Source organism: Cecembia lonarensis LW9, from assembly GCF_000298295.1.
Lineage (GTDB): Bacteria > Bacteroidota > Bacteroidia > Cytophagales > Cyclobacteriaceae > Cecembia > Cecembia lonarensis.
In genome coordinates this window covers 1-19,746 of record NZ_AMGM01000026.1, presented here as the reverse complement: position 1 = coordinate 19,746, position 19,746 = coordinate 1, and the positions used below count along the sequence as shown (strand labels likewise).

Below are 19,746 nucleotides of genomic sequence, written 5' to 3'. Positions count from 1 at the left end.
TAAAACCAGTTTTTCATGAGTACTATAGATTGGTTGGTGCTTTTTGGGACCCTTTTGACTATTGTGGGTTTTGGAGTATATAAAACCTACGGTATAAGGGATATGGATTCCTATATCCGGGGAACAGGGAATATGAACTGGTGGACCATCGGACTTTCCATCATGGCAACTCAGGCTTCTGCAATTACTTTCTTAAGCACACCTGGGCAAGCCTATGAAGATGGGATGCGCTTCATTCAGTTTTACTTCGGGCTTCCTTTGGCCATGATTATACTTTCGGTCACCTTTCTTCCCATGTATTACAAACTCAAGGTATATACAGCTTATGAATTCTTGGAAGATCGATTTGACCTTAAAACCAGGACGTTGGCAGCATTTCTTTTTTTGATTCAAAGAGGATTGGCAGCAGGCATTACCATTTATGCTCCTTCCATTATTCTATCAACTTTGCTGGGCTGGAACTTGACCTTTACTAATATTTTTATTGGCATTTTGGTGATCATTTACACCGTATCTGGTGGGACCAAAGCGGTTAGCATTACCCAAAAGCAACAAATGGGCATCATGATGGGAGGGATGATTTTGGCTGGAATTCTGGTCATTCAAATGCTTCCTATCCAATTTAACGAGGCTTTGCACGTGGCTGGGAAAATGGAAAAACTCAATATTGTGAATTTTGAGCTGGATCTAGGAGACCGTTATAACTTCTGGTCAGGGATGACAGCTGCTGTTTTCCTATTCATGTCATATTTTGGGACAGACCAATCCCAGGTTCAGCGCTACCTTACAGGAAGCTCCTTGACGCAAAGCAGGATGGGTTTGATGATGAATGGGCTTTTAAAGGTACCTATGCAGTTTATCATCCTGTTTATTGGGGTGATGGTTTTTGTGTTTTATCAGTATTTCCAACCACCTGTGGTTTTCAATAAGGTGCAGGTGGAGCAGTTGGAACAATCTGCTTTCAGGGAAGATTATTTGTTACTTCAGGAGGAATTCACGCAGGCATTTAAGGAGAAAAACCAACAGTTGGGTAATTTATTGCAGGCGGTAGAAGCCGATGATGCGGCTGCTATTGCCACTGCTAAAACACAAATTCAAGCTCAGGCGGCTTATCAGGAACAGGTGCGGAAAGAGGTGAAAGAACTGATTGTCAAAAACAATCCGGGTGCAGAGACCAGGGATACAGATTACGTCTTCATGCGTTTTGTGATGGATTATTTACCTACTGGGGTGGTGGGATTGTTGTTTGCGGTAATTTTCAGTGCTGCCATGTCCTCTACTGCCTCCGAACTTAATGCCTTGGGTTCAACCACCACCATTGACTTGTATAGACGCTCCATTGTGAAAAAGGCCGATCAGTACCATTACTTGATTTCTTCCAAGCTGTTTACCGCTTTTTGGGGGATTTTTGCCATTCTATTTGCCACTTATGCGACTTTATTCGAAAACCTGATTCAAGCGGTCAACTTACTGGGTTCCCTTTTTTATGGTACCATTTTAGGGATCTTTGTGGTAGGGTTTTACATGAAATGGGTCAAAGGAAATGCGGTATTCATTGCGGCATTTTTGGCAGAAGCTTTGATTTTACTGATTCATTACAATAATGGAGGTAGTATCCTCGGCATTCCTATTGATATCGGCTTTTTATGGTACAATGCCATTGGTTGTATTGCTGTGATGGTTTTTGCCGCTTTGATACAATTCTCATGGAGGGATTAAAAATCCGCTTTATTGCTTCTCGAAATTGCAAATTTCGAGAAGCTTTAACGTGTAATTAACGTGTAATAGGCTGAGGAAAAACTGCCATGCTTTCATGCCCTCCTTCACCCACAGACTGAACGGCAAAGAAATAATTGTCCTTGGAATAGGGAATAGTCAGGCTGGTATCTTCCGTATAGAACTTTTTTTGCCACATAGAAGCATCGGTTTCTCTCATTAGCACATAGTAACCTTTTGCTTTTCCTTTTTCAGGAGCTTCCCATCTCAATGTTGAGGTATTGCTTAATCTTCTGACATCTATGCCAACTGCTGTCGGTTCGGATGGTGCCGTAGCCATCGAAGCCAAAGATGCCAAATTGATACCGGTAACCTTTCTCATGTATTCATAGTCCACAAATTCAGGTAAATCACCGTATTGTATGCCGTTTTCTACGCGAACATCCTCATGCTGCTGGTAGTAGTTTTCATTCATTTCACACACACGGATGGCAGTAAAACCTTGCTGGGCAAATGGCGTGTGGTCTCCTCCTCTAAGGAATCGATCATTTCTGTAAAGCAATTTTACTTCCAATTGGTCGACATACCTTTCACCCACTTCCTTCATGTAGCGGGCTAGCTGACGGGATTTACTGTCATTTTCTCCATTGGTGTACCTGCGGATAGCAGCCATTCTTTCTGTTTCCGCTACCGGAACACCCTCTGAAAAAATCCTGACACGCGTATTGTCATTGATGTTGGTTTCCGATGAAAAACTATTGCCGATCATGTCATTGTTCAGCATGGCTACCAGATTCCAATTTTCATTTTTTGCTTTCTCAGCAAGGTAAGCAGCGCCTTTTAGACCCTGCTCTTCCCCTGAGACGATGACAAAAATGATGGTGGCGGGGAAGCTCTTTTTGGACATGATACGTGCGAGTTCAATTACCGCTGCTACGCCTGATCCATCATCATTAGCACCAGGAGCATCGATTTTAGCGTCCATTACATCGGAAGCCCTACTGTCGATATGCGCTGAAATGATAAAAATCCTATCATCCTGAGGATCTGTACCTTTTAGTGTTGCCATGACATTGCCCAATTCGCTGTCCTCGGGTATCCTTCTTCCGTCTGCAGGAATGATAAATGTATCGATATAGGAGCTCAAACGTCCTCCTGATTGGCCTTCAAAGGATTTGAAAAGATCCAAGACATATTTCTGGGAAGCATAGATTCCTTCATTGGGTTTATTATCACTGAGGGTGTGGCGGGTTCTGAATGCAGACAGATCCCTAACATATTTTTCCAGGTTTTCTGCTGAAATTTCCCTTACCATACTTTCAATCTTACCATCCCTATGGATGATTTGTGTTTGTGCATGGGTGAGCTGAGTAAGGGTTAGAAGAGCGATCAGTGTTAAAATTTTTCTCATACTTTCTTAAATCTTATGTCATTCGCTTAAATTTACATGGATCTACCAATGATTTAAATATATATTACATGAGCGCATTATCTGAGCCACAAGCAGGGGAATACAATCCATATTACGAGTCTTATGTTTCTTTTGTAAAAGGGAAAAATATAGCCGATGTTTTACGCAATCAAATTGACGATGTCAGGCAAGCTTTCGGTCAATTGGGTGAAGAAGGGAGTCAAAAAGCATATGCTGCCGGTAAATGGACGGGCAAAGAACTTTTAGGACATATAACAGATACGGACAGGATCATGGCATATAGGGCATTGTGTATCGCCAGGGGCGAACAGGCAGCCTTGCCGGGTTATGATGAAAATGCCTATGCATCAAATGGATTTTTCAATGGCCTTTCTTTGGGTAGTTTACTGGATGAGTTTGAAGCATCGCGGTATGCTTTACTCGCTTTACTGAAAAACCTGCCTGAAGCCACACACACAATTAAAGGCAATGCCAATAACAGTCCAGTTTCGGTAAGGGCTTTATTTTACATCATTGCCGGACATACAGAGCATCATCTGAACATATTGAAAACCAGGTATTTTTAGGTCTTTTTTTGGTATTTATGAAGGATTTAATAAAAGTTTAATCCTTCAGATTCGGCTTTTTTGCTTAATTTTGCAGAATTTATCTATTACAAAATGATTTTATAAACTATGAAAAGAACGAGAGCACAGGAATCCAGAGCGGCGATTGAGAAGCTATATATCACCATGCGGCACCTTTTTATGAGAGGTTCTTATAAGCCGATGGGCGTTTCAGGAGAGTCTTTGGTGGATTCACTTTTGGTGTTAAGTCCTGAGATTTATGGCCTTTTGGCCCAGGATGAAAAAATAGAATTGGATGGCCTTTTGTATGTCATGGAAAGGCTTCCCAGAGGCATCGAAGAATGTCGTTATATACGATTGATCAGTAGGGAAGGGTATGAAAACTCCACCTTTCCTGCCATTGTGCCTGCCAAGCGCAGAAGAAACTGTTACAGGGTAGATGAGGATCAGATGTATGTTGAAATGACACGAGGAAGGTCTGATATTTATGATATTTTGACCCATTTGACTTTTTTATATGTAGAGTCTGAAAAAATCAGAAGCAATAGTACCGATCCCAAAGGGCGGATTGACTTGAATTGGGAGATGCTTGGTAAGATTGTGGCCAAGGAAGAAAATGGTGAGGATTTTGACAAAGAGGTGGCCTGTTCTTATCTCAGTCATGTGATTGGAAGAACCTTTGATGAAACCCATGATGCTGTACAGAAGTTTGAAGTTTCCCCACATACCAATAGTCTTTTCAGAATTGTTTACCATTTGGGAAAATTGGCTATGGATGAGACTTTTGAAGGAAGGGACAGGGAAATATCTTTTTCTTCCACATTACGCTTAAGGGTAGGTCATCACGTTTATGGGGAGTTATGGGCCAATAAAATCAAGAAAGTCTTATTTGATCACGGATTGATAGATAGGCCCTTACATATTGTATCTGCTAATTTGCATAGTTTTCTTAATACCATTTATGGCCATCAGGCATTGGGGTTGAGTACCTTTGAAGAAATTGAAAAGGTGGCCATGGACATCAGTGTTGGCGCAAAACAAAACAAAGCCAAAGAAATTTATAATTATGCTCAGGAAAACGGTTTCATTGAAATATTTGATGAATCCGGAACCAATATACATGTGCAGCTTTTTGACACTGCGGCCATGTCAGCCAAAACCTTGCTTTCAGGTTGTGAATTGCCTGAGGACCCCAATAAAAGGCCTGTAATTCTTGTGATGGATTATGCTTTTGGAGAACAGGCTTATGAGTGTTTTGATGAATTATTGAAGCCTTATGAATTAGAAAATGGCAAATCTTTTCCCCTTAATGTACTTTCAGCCTCTATTATGGGAAAGGCAGGTATTTTAACCGGTAGGAAAGGGGATATTATGATCCCTGATAGCCATGTTTTTGAAGGAACGGCGGACAATTATCCATTCAAAAATGAGCTGAACAAAAAAGACTTTGAAGGCCACGGTCTTGGCGTTTTCCAAGGCACAATGTTTACAGTCTTAGGTACTTCTCTCCAAAATAAGGATGTACTCAGTTACCTGATGGAATCATCATGGAAAGCCATAGGGCTTGAAATGGAAGGTGCGCATTATCAAAAAGCCATTCAATCAGAAAGCCGGATCAGACAGAGTATTAAAAAGAATGTCAAAGTCATGTATGCCTATTATGCTTCGGATAATCCTTTGGAGACAGGAAGTACCCTAGCTTCTGGTGCATTGGGTATGGATGGGGTGAAACCTACTTATCTGATTACTTATAAAATTTTACAAAAGTTGTTTATATAAAGAATTTATACAAAAAATTCTTTTGCAAGAATAATAATTTAAAAAACCTCCTTCTGATTTCAGAAGGAGGTTTTTCTGTTTATATCGCTATTTTATGACTTTTTTAGTTGTGCCTTTAATCATAGTGGAATATGATTTTCGTCATGATGTATTAGGCTCTTTGTTTCCAAATTTGTGCTATCAATTAACCGGATAAGATTATGAAATTTACAAAAACCTTAATACCCGTTTTGATCCTTACGCTGATGTTTGGTCTTATAGAAGTTGCAAAAGCTCAAACAAAATATGTATTGGGACCATCCCCTGAACTGAAAGTAGAAGGAGGTTCCTCACTTCATGATTGGGACATGACTTCCAATACAGCCAAAGGCGAAGGAGAGTTTTTAATGGAAGGTAACCAATTCAAAGGCATCAAAAATCTTCAAGTTACCATGGAAGCTGAAAGCTTAAAAAGTGGAACCAGAGGATTGGATTCCAATGCTTACAAAGCCTTGGATACTAAAAAGAACAAGGAGGTCAAATTCACACTGAAGGAATTGACTGGCAATGGATCAAATTATCAGGCAAAAGGTGACTTTACCATTGCTGGGGTGACTAAACCAGCCAGTTTTCCAGTGAAAGTTTCTCAAAGTGGTAAAAACATCATATTTGAAGGAAACTATGATACAAAATTGACAACATTCTCGATTGATCCACCAACAGCGCTTTTAGGTACTGTCAAGACAAGAGATGAAATCACTATAAAATTTAAAACAACATTTCAACCAAATAATTAAAATCCCATAACTATGAAAAAGATAATTTTTACCGCGATTGCCTTAATCGGATTTGTTGTATCCGGTATGGCTCAGGGACTTCAGAGAGACATGCAATTCTGGAGACCTTATGACCAAAGAGGTTTGAATATTTTCGAAACCGGAAAAGAAGATACCGTTGCTTTTGATGGTATGCGGGTAAGGATTGGTGGCCATTTTGCCCAGCAATGGCAAAACCTAAGCCACTCTAATACAGCTTCACCCAATTTAAATCCCAATGGTGTTAACCTGAATCAATTGATGGAAATTGGAGCAGGAACTAACTTGGCTACCGCTAACCTAAATATTGATGTGGCCCTGGCAGATGGTGTGCGCTTGAACTTAATTACTTACCTTTCTTCCCGTCACCATCCTGAAGCATGGGTTAAAGGAGGTTTTATTCAAGTAGATAAATTGGACTTCCTTGGTTTAGGTGAGCAAGATTGGTTCAATAAATATTTAACCCTTCGTGTGGGGCACATGGAAATCAACTACGGTGATGCCCACTTTAGAAGATCAGATAATGGCAATGCCATGTGGAATCCATTTGTAGGTAACTATATCATGGACGCCTTTACCACAGAAGTTGGGGGTGAATTATTCTTCCAAAATAAGGGCTGGTTGGCTATGGTGGCTGTTACCGGTGGTGAAATCCAGGGCGGTGTAACCAATCCGGCCAATAGAAATCCCAATTTTATTGGTAAATTTGGTTATGACAACATGGTTGCGGATGACCTCAGGGTTAGGTTGACAGGTTCTATCTATACCACTTCAGGTTCTCAGAGAAATACCCTATGGGGAGGTGACAGGGCAGGTTCCAGGTACTACATGGTGATGGAAAACACCTTGGCTTCTACAGCAGGTAATTTTACTTCAGGTAGGTTTAACCCGAATCAGACAGATAATATCACAGCTTGGGTAATCAATCCCTTCGTGAAATTCCATGGTTTGGAATTCTTCGGTAACTTTGAAAGAACAACCGGTTCAGCAAGAGGTGAGGCAGACAATAGAACCTGGAATCAAATCGGAACAGACCTGGTGTATAGATTTGGAACCCATGAAAAATTCTATGTGGCAGGAAGATACAATAAGGTTGAAGGAACACTTTTTGGCTCAGGTCTTGAAGCAAGTATTGACCGAGTGCAAGTAGGTGGTGGATGGTTTGTTACCAAAAATATCTTGGCTAAATTAGAGTACGTGAGCCAAAACTACAATGGCTTTGCCGCAAGTGATATCAGAAATGGTGGCAAATTCAATGGCTTGATGATTGAAGGTGTGATAGGCTTCTAAAATAATGATCATATGCGTGTCCTTTTAGCGCTTTTCCTGGTCCTTTTGAATCCTTATAAAGAAGAAAGGGAGGTCGTAGTAACCAAAAAAATGATCACCGTCAGTGGTCAGACCTCTATTGGTGGATTCGATTGTGACTATGCAAAAAATAGCTTGAAGGACACGCTTATTATTGACTCTCCCTTAAAGTCCAAAGAACTTGTTTTTGATATACCAGTCCAAGAATTTTCCTGCGGTAATTTTTTGTTGAACCGTGATTTCCGGAAAACCATCAAAGCGGAGGATTATCCTCATGCAAGGGTAAGAGTGAAGAACCTTAAATCCAATTACGGACATTATTCCTGTGACCTTTCCGTAGACATAGTTGGTAAAAAACTCCATTATAAAGACCTGCCGCTAAAAAGAGTGGCAGATGGTATTCGTGCCAATCTTGTACTCAGCTTTAATGAACTTGAATTGGAAGCGCCAAAGAAACTTGGCGGCCTCGTTAAGGTAGAAGAGGAATTGAAGCTGGAGTTCAATCTGTCATTCTGAGAATTCAACATTTAGGAAAATGTTCAGAAAAAGAAATGACAGTTATTGAAACGTCATGCTGAGCGGAGCTTGCGGAGTCGAAGTATCTCCCATAAAATAGGAGACCCCCCGAAAGCATCGGGGCAGGCTTTCGCTTCACTCAGGGTGACGGTTACTCCTATCTGTCAATGGGCGAGAAGTCCCTCGATTTTTTTGGAAACTTTATTAAAATCAAACTGGTCCAGTGCAACCTGCATTTTTCCTTTAATTTCTTCCAAACAAAGGTTGCCAATACTTCCTTCGTGGCTGTGGTTAACTTTGCTTTGGTCGGGCTGGAAATTTCCGGCTTCAATATCCAATCCTACTTTTTTGTAGGCATCTCTGAACGGCATGCCCTGCAAAACCAAATCATTGACCACTTCCACACTGAAGACATACTGATACATGTCGTCTTTGAGGATATTTTCTTTGATTTTTATTTCTTTCAACATGAAAGTACTCATCCGTAGGCAATCCAAAAGGCTATCTATTCCAGGGAAAATAGACTCTTTGAGCAATTGCAGGTCCCTGTGATACCCTGTGGTCATGTTAGTCAAAAGTAAGGTAGCCTGATTGGGAATGGCCTGTATCTGATTGGTTTTAGCCCTAATCAATTCAAATACATCCGGGTTCTTCTTATGGGGCATGATGCTACTTCCTGTGGTCAGATTGTCCGGGAAGCTGATGAAACCGAAATGCTGATTCATGAAAATACAGACATCTGCTGCCAGTTTGTTTAAGGTTCCAGCTATGCCTGCCATGGCAAAAGCAAGGTTTTTTTCTGTTTTTCCCCGACTGTTTTGTGCGTTGATCACGTTGTGGTGCAGGTCCTCAAAGCCCAATAGTTGGGTGGTCAAGGTCCTGTTCAGGGGAAAGGAAGAACCATAGCCTGCGGCGGAACCTAAGGGGTTTTTATTGGACAACTTGTAAGCAGCGTACAGGAGATCCATGTCTTCGGCTAAGCTCTCCGCAAAAGAAGCGAACCATAATCCAAATGATGAAGGCATAGCCAATTGGGTATGGGTGTATCCAGGCATCAGATCTGCTTTGTGCTTATCGGCCAATTCAGTTAATAACGTAAATAATTCTATGCTTGCTTCTGTGATTTCCCTTATGGCAGCCCTGTAAAATAGTTTCAGATCTACCAGGACCTGATCGTTTCTAGACCTGCCGCTGTGTAGCTTTTTCCCTACTTCACCCAATCTTTGTGTCAATAAAAATTCAACTTGAGAATGTACATCCTCCACACCCTCTTCGATGGTAAACTGACCTTTTTCAATTTCAAAGTAAATGTCCTTTAAGCCTTTGAGCAAAAGCTCCCGTTCTCCTTGTGTCAAAAGTCCGATTTTCTTAAGCATGATGGCATGGGCCATGGATCCCAAAACATCGAAAGGGGCTAAAATGATATCAAATTCAGGATCCCTTCCAATGGTGAATTGTTCGACTTCTTTCTTTGCACTTGTGTTTTTTTGCCAGAGCTTCATGCTTGAATTATTCTTTTTAATTGTCTAGGGTTACTTTTATTTTACCAATTCTGCGTAGGTTTCCAATAAGCGAATATAGCCAATGATTCCATTTTTAATTTCATTGATATAAATGAATTCGTCAGCGGTATGTGACCTGGCAGAATCTCCCGGGCCGATTTTTATAGATGGAAAGGGGATAAGTGCCTGATCAGATAGGGTAGGACTCCCATATTTTTCAAGGTTTAAGATTTCCCCTACTTTTAGTATAGGGTGTCCATCAGGAACTTTTGAAGAGTTCAGCCGCAAAGATCTGGGATGAAGTTCTGCCTTGAGAACAATTCTCAATTCCTCCATAGCCTCTTCTAAGGTGTATGCATCTGTCACCCTTACGTCCAAGGTGTAGGTACAAAGATCAGGCACGACATTGTGCTGATCACCTGATTGAATGATGGTGGCTGTAACTTTACTTTTCCCTAAATAGGGTGAAATCCTTTTGAATTGATAATCTCTGATAGCATTTAGGTCATCTAAAGCTTTGTAAAGGGCATTTTCTCCTTCTTCCCTTGCTGCATGCCCCGCTTTGCCAGTAACTCTGGCGTCAATTACCAATAATCCTTTTTCGGCAACGGCCATCTGCATAAGCGTAGGTTCCCCTACAATGGCCAGTTTCAGATCCGGAAGTTCAGAAAGGATGCTTTCAATTCCATTTTTCCCGGAAATTTCTTCTTCGGCCGTAGCGGCCATGATCAGATTAAAGGGGAGTTCTTTTTCATAAAAATAGAGGAAGGTGGCCAAAAGACTTACCAGACAACCTCCGGCATCATTACTGCCCAGGCCAAAGAGTTTACCATCATCTATAATGGCCTTAAATGGGTCTTTGGTATATCCTAAATTGGGCTTAACGGTATCGTGGTGCGAATTGAGTAAAATGTAGGGCTTGTTTTCCCACTTTCTTTTCGAGAAAGCCCAGACATTGTTTCCTTTCCTAAAGCAAACAGCGCCATGCTCCGTCAAGAAAGCCTCAATCAGGTCAGCGGTAAGATGTTCCTCTTTACTCAGTGAAGGTGTTTCAATGAGGGATTGGAGTAAGGCAATGGCCTTATCTGTCAGTTCCTGCACCAAATTGTCCATAAATTTCAATACAAGTCGTACTTGTGCCTCTCAATGCTTGTACCTGAAAGTTTTCCCTTTGCGGCCAGTAATAAATTCTCTGCTTTACCTATCCAAACATGGTTGACACCTTTGTGAAGTGCGGTAAATGCATTATCTAATTTAGGGATCATGCCGGAGTGAATCACGTTTTCTTTTCTCAGCTCTGCGTAGATATCCTCATTGATGAGTGGTATGATGGAACTTTCATTTTTTTCATCGATCAAAACGCCTGCTTTGTTGAAGCAATAATAGAGGTTCACGTTAAGCTTTTTGGATAGATTGGTCGCCAACTCTGAAGCAATGCTGTCTGCATTGGTATTGAGTAACTGTCCTTTTTTATCATGGGTAATGGCACTGACTACAGGGATGATGTCAGCATCCAGCAAGGTTTTGATGAGGTCAACATTAACTTCCTTAATATCTCCTACAAAACCATAATCAATGGTTTTGACAGGTCTTTTGATGGAACGGATCAGGTTGCCGTCAGCTCCGGTCATTCCCAAGGCATTTTGTTTCAAACCCTGCAATTTGGCTACGATCTGTTTGTTGATGAGTCCGGCATAAACCATGGTGACGATATCTAGCGTGTCTTTGTCGGTGATTCTTCTGCCGTCTACCATTTCAGGCATGACACCAAGGCTTTCCCCAAATTTGGATGCCATAATTCCCCCTCCGTGAACCAGGATTTTTTTGCCTGGAAACCTAGCGAAAAGGTAAAGGAATTCATCCAACTTTTCAGGAAAGTCGATGACATTGCCTCCGATTTTAATGATGCTTACATTCATGGGTAGTGTAGTTGGTTTATTAGTAGTTAAAGTTGTTGTATTAGCCTAAAATTTGGCTAATGACCGCTTGCGCGGCATAAATTCTATTTTCGGCCTGTTGCTGTATGATGCTTCTCTTTCCGTCCAGTATTTCATCAGATAGTTCTAAGTTTCTTCGTACTGGCAGACAGTGCATAACCTTGGCATTTTTAGCATGTTTTAGGTGCTTTTCTGTCAGCATCCATGCACTGTCAGTCGTGACTATTTTCCCATAATCATTAAAACCTGACCAGTTTTTCACATAGACGAAATCAGCATCTTCCAAAGCTTTATGTTGGTCGAGTTCAATTTTTGCACCTTTTGTGAATTGTGGGTCAAGATGATAGTCTTGGGGATGCGTTATGGTCAGTTCATGCCCACAGCCTAATGCCCATTCTGTGAAAGAGTTGGCCACGGCATGGGGTATGGCCTTGATATGGGGTGCCCAAGTCAAGACTACCTTTGGTTTTTTAGTGCCCTTCCATTGCTCTTGAATGGTGATCATATCTGCAAGGCTTTGCAGGGGATGCCTGATGGCACTTTCCAAGCTGATGACAGGTACTCCGGAATATTTGACAAACTGGTTGAAAATAAAATCTTCAATATCTTCTTGCTTATTGGTTAGGCTGGGAAATGCCCTGATTGCCAAAATGTCGAAATACGAACCAAGTACTGCTGCAGCATCTTTGATATGCTCCACGGTACCCTTATTCATCACTGCACCTTCTTTCATCTCCAAAGCCCATCCTTCTTTGTCCATATTCATGACAATGGGTTCCATTCCCAAGTTCAGCGCAGCAATTTGGGTACTGGCCCGCGTCCTTAAGGATGGGTTTAAGAAAATACAACCGATCCTTTTTCCGGAACCTTTGTTCAGGTCCACACGGCTGTTGGTCTTGTAAAACAATGCTTTTTCTATGAGTAGATCGGCAACTGCCTTGGAATCAAATTTTGTAAAATACTTCATAATTCTGATAGGTTGTCCCCATACTGGAAGGGGCAGTCTCAGTTTAATATTTTCTTTAAACTTTCCAAAAACGAATATAGTTCATTTGTTTTAATAGTTAAAGGAGGCAGCAAACGAATGGTCTGTTTACCTGATGAACTGCCAGTAAAAATTTTGTATTTTTTTACTAATTCAGAACGTACTGGAGCAGCGTCTCTGTCCAGATCTATTCCTATCATCAATCCGATTCCACGCACCTCTCTGATGCCGGGAATTTCCTTTAAAGCTTGGATGAGATAATCGCCCATTTTCAGTGCATGCGGCATCAGATTTTCTTGTTCTATTACCTCCAAGACTGCCAAACCTGCGGCACAGGCAAGGTGGTTGCCTCCAAAGGTGGTGCCCAAAAGCCCATAAGAGGCTTTTATATCCGGGTGGATCAACACTCCCCCAATGGGAAAGCCATTGCCCATGCCTTTTGCCATTGTAATCAGGTCTGGTGCTAAGCCTTCTACCCATTGGTGCGCAAAAAACTTGCCAGTACGGCCATAACCGGATTGAACTTCGTCAAGGATGAGTTTGGTGCCGTAACTTTTGGATAAGACAGCCAGTTGCTTCAGAAATTGAGCGTCCGGTACATGGATGCCTCCGACCCCTTGAATACCTTCAATGATGATTCCAGCAATATTTCCCTTCTTCAACTGACTTTCTACAGCGTGAAGGTCATTCCAGGGCAAAATGTGGGCATCAGCCCTTTCATTGGAAGGTGCAATGATTTTGGGATTGTCCGTTAATACCACCGCACCGGCTGTTCTTCCATGGAAAGCACCTGAAAAACTGATAAAGCCGGATTTTCCTGTAGCAAAAGATGCGAGCTTCAAAGCGTTTTCATTGGCCTCGGCACCGGAATTGCATAAAAAAAGCTGGTAATCAGGGTAACCGGAAAGTTCTCCAAGTTTTTCTGCCAACGCTTTCTGAATAGGGATTTGAACAGAATTGGAATAAAAGCAGATTTTATCCAATTGCTCCTTGATCCTTTGATTAAAATGGGGATGGCTGTGTCCTATTGAGATCACCGCATGCCCTCCATAAAGGTCCAGATATTCCTCTCCTTTATTGTCCCAGATTGTTGCTCCTTGCGCTTTTTCAGGAGTAACATCCATTAATGGATATACGTCAAACAAGTTCATAGCTAATGGGTTAGAATGCGATACTTTTTAGGTTGAGTCCAAGTCTTTCTTCCAATCCAAATGCCAGGTTGAAATTCTGTACAGCTTGTCCCGAAGCACCTTTCAAAAGGTTGTCTATGGCAGCATAAATTATCAGGTTTCCTTTTTCCTTTTTCAAATGGAGCAGGCATTTATTGGTGTTAACCACCTGTTTTAGATCAATATCAGCTTCAGATACCCAAGTAAATGGGGCTTCCTGATAAAAAGAACGGTAGCTGTTTGTGGCTTCGTCTAAAGTACCCTCAAATGGAAAATAAGCAGTAATCCAAATGCCTCGGGTAAAATTTCCTCTATAAGGTACAAAGAGCAATTCCTGCTGGAAGTCTGACTCTATCTGTCTAAAAGTCTGCCCGATTTCTTTTAAGTGCTGGTGATTGAAAAGCTTATAAACCGATATGTTATTTGTTCTGTAACTGAAGTGGGTGGTTTCACTTAAGGCTTTTCCTGCACCGGTACTTCCCGTGATTCCTGTGATGTGAATGCTGTCTTTTGTCCATCCCGCTGCTACTGCAGGCGCTAGGGCCAATTGAATACCTGTAGCGAAACAACCGGGATTGGCTATTTTTTTTGCCTGTTTAATTTTGTCTTTGTTCACTTCAGGAAGACCGTAGGTAAAACCATTGCTTTCATCCCTGAAATCTGTACTTAGGTCTATGATGACCGTATCTTTGGGAAACGCATGTTTTTCCAAAAATCCTTTGGTCTGTCCATGCGGAAGGCCCAGAAACAAGGCTTCTATGCCTTCCGTCTGTACTTCATCTGTAAATACCAACTCTGTTTCTCCAATCAGATCTGGATGTACTTTGGTGACTTTTTTCCCTTTTTGACTATTGCTATGTACGTATATCAGCTCGCAGGCAGGATGATGAACGAGGAGCCTGAGCAATTCTCCTCCTGTATATCCGGCTGCACCGATAATGGCTGTTTTAATTTTCTTCATGGTGGTTGACTTGGTGGAAAATGGCTGTTTGGTTACCTAAAATTCTGGTAAAGCCTTTGACGTCTTCTGCGGTATATCCTTTGTTCATTTCCCCATAACTTCCAAACTTAGAAGCCATAAGGTCATGAGAGGATTCAATGCCCACCATTTGGAAGCGGTAGGGGTGGAGCAATACTTTTACCTTACCACTGACAAATTCTTGGGTGCTTTCCAAAAAGGCTTCCAGGTCCCTCATTACTGGATCCAGGTAATGCCCTTCATGGAGATGGTTACCGTAAAATTCTGAAATTTGGTTTTTCCAAAAGGTTTGCCATTTGGTCAAACAGTGTTTTTCCAAAAGTTGGTGGGCCTTAATGATAATCAAGGGGGCTGCCGCTTCAAAACCAACCCTGCCTTTAATGCCTATGATGGTATCCCCTACATGGATATCCCTGCCTATGCCAAATGGGGCTGCAATTTCTTGGATTTTTTGAATGGCTTCTACTGGGTTGTCATAGATGATCCCATTTACAGCTTTGGTTTCCCCTTTTTCAAATACTATGGTCATCTCTTCTGTTGCTGTTTTGCTGACTTGGGTAGGCCAGGCAGCTTCAGGCAAAGTTTGGTTGGAAGTAAGGGTTTCTTTTCCCCCCACAGAGGTTCCCCAAATGCCTTTGTTGATGGAATAGGCAGCTTTTTCAAAATTCATGGATACCCCATGTTTTTTGAGGTAGTCTATTTCTTCTTCCCTGCTTAATTTCAAGTCCCGAATAGGGGTGATGATTTCTATATCCGGGATAATGGTCTGGAAAATCATGTCAAAACGTACCTGGTCATTCCCTGCCCCGGTACTGCCATGGGCCACTGATTTGGCGCCGATTTTTTTGACATACTCGGCCAAGGTTTTGGCTTGCAAGATCCTTTCTGCACTCACAGAAAGGGGGTAGGTTTGGTTTTTAAGGACATTTCCAAAGATCAGGAATTTGATGACTTCCTGGTAATAGGTTTTGGTCACATCCAAGATGACAAAGGAGGCGATACCGAGTCCATTGGCCCTAATTTCTATATCCTTCAACTCATCTGGAGAAAAACCGCCTGTATTGATCAGGACGGCATGTACTTCGTACCCGAGGTCTTTGGAAAGGTGCAATGCACAAAAGGTGGTATCCAAACCTCCACTGTACGCTAATACGACTTTTTTCATTTTTTTAAAGGTTGTAGGGAAAGCCAGGAATAGCTTTCGGGTTTAAAATATGCTTAAGGTTTTGTTCTTGGTTTTTTTGATATTCAGCATGATGGCCTTTTTCAGCCTGGTCCACCTTTCAAATAATTTCAGGTTCTTTTTGAAATCATTGCGTAAGGCTACCTCTTCGGTCTTGGCTTTTCTGGAGGGATCGTAAAGCATAGCCGTGCAAAGGCAGTTTTGCCGGCTTTTTGACTTTAGTATTTCTACATTGATACAGCTGTTGCACCCTTTCCAGAATTCTTCATCTTCCGTAAGGTCTGAGTAAGAAACAGGAACGTAGCCTAAATCTGAATTGATCTTCATGACTGCAGCACCGGTGGTCAGACCAAATATTTTTGCATCAGGATATTTTAAACGGCTGAGCTTAAATACTTCACTTTTGATCTGACGTGCCAAGCCGTATTTTCGGAATTCAGGTGCTACAATAAGGCCTGAATTGGCCACAAATTTACCATGGCCCCAAGCCTCAATATAACAAAATCCAGCCCAAACGCCATCTTTGGTTAAAGCAATCACTGCCTTACCTTCCTGCATCTTGGTTTTGATGTATTCGGGGGAACGCTTGGCAATGCCAGTGCCTCTAGCTTTAGCAGATTGTTCCATCTCCTGGGTTATGGTTTCCGCGTAATTCAGATGTTTTTCTGTTGCGGGTTGTATGATAAAGGAATGATTTTCCATTTAATTCAATTTGGAATAAATAGATGCTTTGCTCAGTGAGCGTTTGGGTTAAATAGAATGATATGGGGAATTATGCTATTGTCGGCCTTCCACGTAGGACACCATAATATATTACAGGGACGTCGCCCTGAAGCTGTTCCTAAATCTCCTCAAAGGAGCCAAAAATAACATAGACACAACAACAGCATATGCTGAAGTGGGCAGTAAATATTGCGCTATGTTGTTTAGGTTTTGCATTTAATTCAAAATACGATGTAAAGGTTGCAAGGTTTGAAATAAAATGCAAGTATTGGTAAGGATTATTTAGCAGAGTTATGGATTTATCCTTTTTATGGCAGTAAGGTACTGTCAGGATGCCCCTGAAGCCATTTCTTTTATGGCTTCGACAAATACATCCAGTTCTTCTGGAGTGGTATAAATATTTGGGGTAATCCTACATCCATATACGCCAGCGTATTTAATTCCAACGGTATAAATGCCGTATTTGTCCAATAAAATTTTGGCCATTTCATTAGGTTCCAATCCCTTAATGCCCACATTGGCAATGCCACAACTTCTGCTGGGATCAGCGGGGGTATTGAGCAAGACCCCGGGAATGTCCCTTACTTGATCGGACCAATATAATTGCAGGTAGCGCAACCTTTCCTCTTTGCGTTTGGCACCGATTTTCTCAAAATAATCGATTGCGTTGTTTACTGCCAGGTCAGTTGCCACTGGATGGGTCCCGGTATGGTTAAGGTTTTTGATATTGGGATGATCCAATTCATAAGGAGCCATCAGGGGCCAGATTTTATTGATTTTGTCTTTTTTGACATACAATAACCCTGCACCTAATGGTACACTTAGCCATTTGTGCAGGCTGCAGGCATAGTAGTCACAACCCAAATCATCTATTTTAAAATCAAAATGGGCGATACAGTGTGCGCCGTCCAACATGACTTCTACGCCTTTGCTATGGGCCATGTCACAGATTTTTTTTACCGGGAGGATCTGACCGGTGATATTGATCATATGGCTGACCATGATCAGTTTGGTGTTGGGCGTGATGGCCTCTTCGTAGATTTTTACAATTTCCTCATCAGATTGGGGGTGGAGGGGGATGTCCACAATTTTGTTGACCATGCCATAGCGCCTGGACACCAGTTCAAACATGTTTTTGATACTTCCGTAATCTTGGTGTGCAAAAACCGCCTCATCTCCTTTTTCCCAAGGGTATCCTGAGATAATGATGTCCAGAGATTCTGTGGCATTTCGGGTAATGGCTACTTCATCTTCAGTTCCACCAAATTGGGCAGCCAATCTTGCAGCCGCTTTGTCTTTGTTGTCCCATTGGACGGTTCTGAAATACCAAGAGCCTTGGTAGTTGATTTCCCTGATCCAGTCTATGTATCCTTCCAGCGTTTCTTGGGGAATAAAACAATAATAGCCGTTTTCCAAATTGATATAATCCGGTTTGAGTTTATAGCCACCTCTGATTTCAGCCCAAAAGTTCTCATCCTTTGCCAGCCTTGCTGGAGGAATATGGGCATAAGCCTCAATTGTTTTGGATAAGGCCTGGAATGATGCGGAAGAGGCAAAGCTTGTAAATGCCAGACTTTTAAGAAATGCTCTTTTGTTCATGGGGTATCCGGGGTTTGCTTTCCAATTTGTGGAAAAAAAATGGTAAAAAAAATTAAAAACACGAATTTTGTTGATTAAATTTGTCAACAATAAAAATGTCTACAAAAATGAAGACTTTAGCAAAAGCTTTGACCGAAAGAAGATTTCAAAAGGGTTGGGTGGTAAGACAGCTTGCCTTTGAAGCCAAAATAGATCCGGCCTTGGTTTCAAAATTTGAAAAAGGGGTAAGGAGGCCTACAGAGGAGAATCTCAAGGCCTTGGCTTTGGCTTTGGATCTTCCTTTTGACGCATTAAGAAAGCTATGGTTGGTAGACAAGATCTATCAGCTACTTGAGGACGAGAAAGATGCGGTAGAGATTTTAGCATTAGTTGAGTCCAGGCTGGAGTATTTGAGTAGCCACAAAGCCCTACAAATGCAGGGCTTGAGTGCCGGGATTCAGGAAAAATTAAAGCAGATTGATACTTTAAAGGAGGAATGGCTCTCCAAAAAGCCTTTGGCAGGTACCCAATTACGAAAGTTGCAGGAATATTTCATGTTGGCGTATACCTTTGAGAGCAATAGAATCGAAGGCAATACCCTTACCTTACAAGAGACCCATTTGGTGGTCAATGAGGGGATTACCATAGGAGGGAAGTCCATGCGAGAGCACTTGGAGGCCATCAATCACGCAGAAGCAGTGGCCTACTTGGAGCAGTTGGTGAGTGATCAGATGGACTATGGTCCCAGGGTTCTGATGGAATTGCACTATTTGATCCTAAAGGGTATAGATCGAGATAATGCGGGCCGATACAGGAGTGTGCCTGTTCGTATTTCGGGCAGTGCCCATGAGCCACCTCAGCCGTATTTATTGGATAAGTTGATGGAGGAATATTTCATCCACTATGATGCTCAGAAGAAAATCCTCCATCCGGTCATTTTGGCGGCAGAGATGCATGAGCGTTTGGTTAGTATCCATCCCTTTATTGATGGAAATGGCCGGACCAGCAGGTTGGTGATGAACCTGATTTTGCTGAAGCATGGCCTGACCATTGCTAATCTGAAGGGAGATCTGGACTCCAGGTTGGCTTATTACAAGGCCTTGGAGGCCGTTCAGGTCGATAATAATCCAGAGGTGTTTTATCATCTGGTGGCGGACACCGTCATTGATTCTTTAAGGCATCACTTGGAATTGGTGTAGGGGCCAGGATGAAGTGTGGGAACAAGAGCCAAGGCAAAAGCGATGCACTGCGATTTGGTGAGCATGTCGAAGTGACAAAAGGCAAAAGTGGTTTGAAATGACTTAAGTAGCGTCATTCTGAGATTTTAGCATTTGGCATATACAGAAAGGATATGACAAATTAAAAACCAAACCTTCCGGCCCCTGAGCCTGCCGAGGGGGAGATTATATATCCGTCAATGGTAGAATTCAACAATTAAGAAAATGTTCAAAAAAAGAAATGACAGTCATTGAAGATTTATCCCTCTCTACCTCAGAGGGACATTTCTGGCAGATTTTTTTTTAACCACATAGGAGAAGATAGCACACATAGCTTCCCCTGTATCAACCGGTTGATTTTA

The 19,746-nt window shown here is 41.9% G+C and carries 17 protein-coding genes; 7 read left to right on the top strand and 10 right to left on the bottom strand.

Annotated features, from left to right (window positions below):
* The first annotated feature begins 15 nt into the window (after positions 1–15).
* A complete protein-coding gene (locus tag B879_RS09705; protein WP_009184997.1) occupies positions 16–1,719 on the top strand; it encodes a sodium:solute symporter family protein in 1,704 nt (567 codons plus the stop codon).
* 55 nt (positions 1,720–1,774) lie between these two features.
* Here B879_RS09705 and B879_RS09700 read toward each other — a convergent pair whose 3' ends face one another.
* The gene (locus B879_RS09700) at positions 1,775–3,127 is read right to left on the bottom strand and encodes a M28 family metallopeptidase (protein WP_009184996.1); all 1,353 of its coding nucleotides are present in this window, start codon (positions 3,125–3,127) and stop codon (positions 1,775–1,777) included.
* A gap of 68 nt (positions 3,128–3,195) precedes the next feature.
* Here B879_RS09700 and B879_RS09695 point away from each other — a divergent pair, with 68 nt between their 5' ends.
* The 5 genes from B879_RS09695 (at position 3,196) to B879_RS09675 (ending at position 8,111) form a co-directional block, all read left to right on the top strand.
* Positions 3,196–3,714 (top strand): DinB family protein, encoded by a 519-nt coding sequence (locus B879_RS09695; RefSeq protein ID WP_009184995.1) that lies wholly within the window; start codon positions 3,196–3,198, stop codon positions 3,712–3,714.
* Between the two features lie 108 nt (positions 3,715–3,822).
* A complete protein-coding gene (locus tag B879_RS09690; RefSeq protein WP_009184994.1) occupies positions 3,823–5,493 on the top strand; it encodes a DUF6909 family protein in 1,671 nt (556 codons plus the stop codon).
* A 200-nt stretch (positions 5,494–5,693) separates the two neighbouring features.
* A complete protein-coding gene (locus B879_RS09685; RefSeq protein ID WP_009184993.1) occupies positions 5,694–6,269 on the top strand; it encodes a YceI family protein in 576 nt (191 codons plus the stop codon).
* Between the two features lie 12 nt (positions 6,270–6,281).
* A complete protein-coding gene (locus B879_RS09680) occupies positions 6,282–7,577 on the top strand; it encodes a hypothetical protein (RefSeq protein ID WP_009184992.1) in 1,296 nt (431 codons plus the stop codon).
* A gap of 12 nt (positions 7,578–7,589) precedes the next feature.
* A complete protein-coding gene (locus tag B879_RS09675) occupies positions 7,590–8,111 on the top strand; it encodes a hypothetical protein (protein ID WP_009184991.1) in 522 nt (173 codons plus the stop codon).
* A gap of 164 nt (positions 8,112–8,275) precedes the next feature.
* On the opposite strand, the gene argH is transcribed toward B879_RS09675, so the two are convergent.
* The 9 genes from argH to B879_RS09630 all read right to left on the bottom strand — a co-directional run bounded on the left by argH (position 8,276) and on the right by B879_RS09630 (position 18,188).
* Positions 8,276–9,613 carry an argininosuccinate lyase gene (gene argH / locus B879_RS09670; protein WP_009184990.1) on the bottom strand — a complete coding sequence of 446 codons (1,338 nt, stop codon included), beginning with the start codon at positions 9,611–9,613 and terminating at the stop codon, positions 8,276–8,278.
* A 36-nt stretch (positions 9,614–9,649) separates the two neighbouring features.
* Positions 9,650–10,726, bottom strand: a complete 1,077-nt coding sequence (locus B879_RS09665; protein WP_009184989.1) for a M20 family metallo-hydrolase — start codon at positions 10,724–10,726, stop codon at positions 9,650–9,652.
* A 5-nt stretch (positions 10,727–10,731) separates the two neighbouring features.
* Complete coding sequence (argB, locus tag B879_RS09660; RefSeq protein WP_009184988.1) at positions 10,732–11,532, bottom strand: acetylglutamate kinase; 801 nt, start codon at positions 11,530–11,532, stop codon at positions 10,732–10,734.
* A 40-nt stretch (positions 11,533–11,572) separates the two neighbouring features.
* Positions 11,573–12,517, bottom strand: a complete 945-nt coding sequence (locus B879_RS09655) for a Rossmann-fold NAD(P)-binding domain-containing protein (protein WP_009184987.1) — start codon at positions 12,515–12,517, stop codon at positions 11,573–11,575.
* 38 nt (positions 12,518–12,555) lie between these two features.
* Positions 12,556–13,686: an aspartate aminotransferase family protein gene (locus B879_RS09650; protein WP_009184986.1), complete on the bottom strand. Its 1,131-nt coding sequence runs from the start codon at positions 13,684–13,686 to the stop codon at positions 12,556–12,558.
* A gap of 10 nt (positions 13,687–13,696) precedes the next feature.
* On the bottom strand, positions 13,697–14,665 hold the full coding sequence (gene argC / locus B879_RS09645) for an N-acetyl-gamma-glutamyl-phosphate reductase (RefSeq protein WP_009184985.1): 969 nt from the start codon (positions 14,663–14,665) through the stop codon (positions 13,697–13,699).
* On the bottom strand, positions 14,652–15,848 hold the full coding sequence (locus B879_RS09640; protein ID WP_009184984.1) for an argininosuccinate synthase: 1,197 nt from the start codon (positions 15,846–15,848) through the stop codon (positions 14,652–14,654). Before B879_RS09640 ends, argC begins: the two co-directional genes overlap by 14 nt.
* 42 nt (positions 15,849–15,890) lie before the next feature.
* Entirely contained in the window at positions 15,891–16,568 is a 678-nt protein-coding gene (locus B879_RS09635; RefSeq protein WP_009184983.1) for a GNAT family N-acetyltransferase, read from the bottom strand.
* 348 nt (positions 16,569–16,916) lie between these two features.
* Positions 16,917–18,188: an aminotransferase class V-fold PLP-dependent enzyme gene (locus tag B879_RS09630; RefSeq protein ID WP_009184982.1), complete on the bottom strand. Its 1,272-nt coding sequence runs from the start codon at positions 18,186–18,188 to the stop codon at positions 16,917–16,919.
* A 107-nt stretch (positions 18,189–18,295) separates the two neighbouring features.
* Between B879_RS09630 and B879_RS09625 the strand changes: the two genes are divergently transcribed.
* Complete coding sequence (locus B879_RS09625) at positions 18,296–19,366, top strand: Fic family protein (protein WP_009184981.1); 1,071 nt, start codon at positions 18,296–18,298, stop codon at positions 19,364–19,366.
* Positions 19,367–19,746: the final 380 nt, after the last annotated feature.

Excerpts from the sequence above, each read along its gene's own strand:
- B879_RS09705 (WP_009184997.1), top strand. The coding sequence starts at position 16 with ATGAGTACTATAGATTGGTTGGTGCTTTTTGGGACCCTTTTGACTATT.
- B879_RS09700 (WP_009184996.1), bottom strand. The coding sequence starts at position 3,127 with ATGAGAAAAATTTTAACACTGATCGCTCTTCTAACCCTTACTCAGCTC.
- B879_RS09695 (WP_009184995.1), top strand. The coding sequence starts at position 3,196 with ATGAGCGCATTATCTGAGCCACAAGCAGGGGAATACAATCCATATTAC.
- B879_RS09690 (WP_009184994.1), top strand. The coding sequence starts at position 3,823 with ATGAAAAGAACGAGAGCACAGGAATCCAGAGCGGCGATTGAGAAGCTA.
- B879_RS09685 (WP_009184993.1), top strand. The coding sequence starts at position 5,694 with ATGAAATTTACAAAAACCTTAATACCCGTTTTGATCCTTACGCTGATG.
- B879_RS09680 (WP_009184992.1), top strand. The coding sequence starts at position 6,282 with ATGAAAAAGATAATTTTTACCGCGATTGCCTTAATCGGATTTGTTGTA.
- B879_RS09675 (WP_009184991.1), top strand. The coding sequence starts at position 7,590 with ATGCGTGTCCTTTTAGCGCTTTTCCTGGTCCTTTTGAATCCTTATAAA.
- argH (WP_009184990.1), bottom strand. The coding sequence starts at position 9,613 with ATGAAGCTCTGGCAAAAAAACACAAGTGCAAAGAAAGAAGTCGAACAA.
- B879_RS09665 (WP_009184989.1), bottom strand. The coding sequence starts at position 10,726 with ATGGACAATTTGGTGCAGGAACTGACAGATAAGGCCATTGCCTTACTC.
- argB (WP_009184988.1), bottom strand. The coding sequence starts at position 11,532 with ATGAATGTAAGCATCATTAAAATCGGAGGCAATGTCATCGACTTTCCT.
- B879_RS09655 (WP_009184987.1), bottom strand. The coding sequence starts at position 12,517 with ATGAAGTATTTTACAAAATTTGATTCCAAGGCAGTTGCCGATCTACTC.
- B879_RS09650 (WP_009184986.1), bottom strand. The coding sequence starts at position 13,686 with ATGAACTTGTTTGACGTATATCCATTAATGGATGTTACTCCTGAAAAA.
- argC (WP_009184985.1), bottom strand. The coding sequence starts at position 14,665 with ATGAAGAAAATTAAAACAGCCATTATCGGTGCAGCCGGATATACAGGA.
- B879_RS09640 (WP_009184984.1), bottom strand. The coding sequence starts at position 15,848 with ATGAAAAAAGTCGTATTAGCGTACAGTGGAGGTTTGGATACCACCTTT.
- B879_RS09635 (WP_009184983.1), bottom strand. The coding sequence starts at position 16,568 with ATGGAAAATCATTCCTTTATCATACAACCCGCAACAGAAAAACATCTG.
- B879_RS09630 (WP_009184982.1), bottom strand. The coding sequence starts at position 18,188 with ATGAACAAAAGAGCATTTCTTAAAAGTCTGGCATTTACAAGCTTTGCC.
- B879_RS09625 (WP_009184981.1), top strand. The coding sequence starts at position 18,296 with ATGAAGACTTTAGCAAAAGCTTTGACCGAAAGAAGATTTCAAAAGGGT.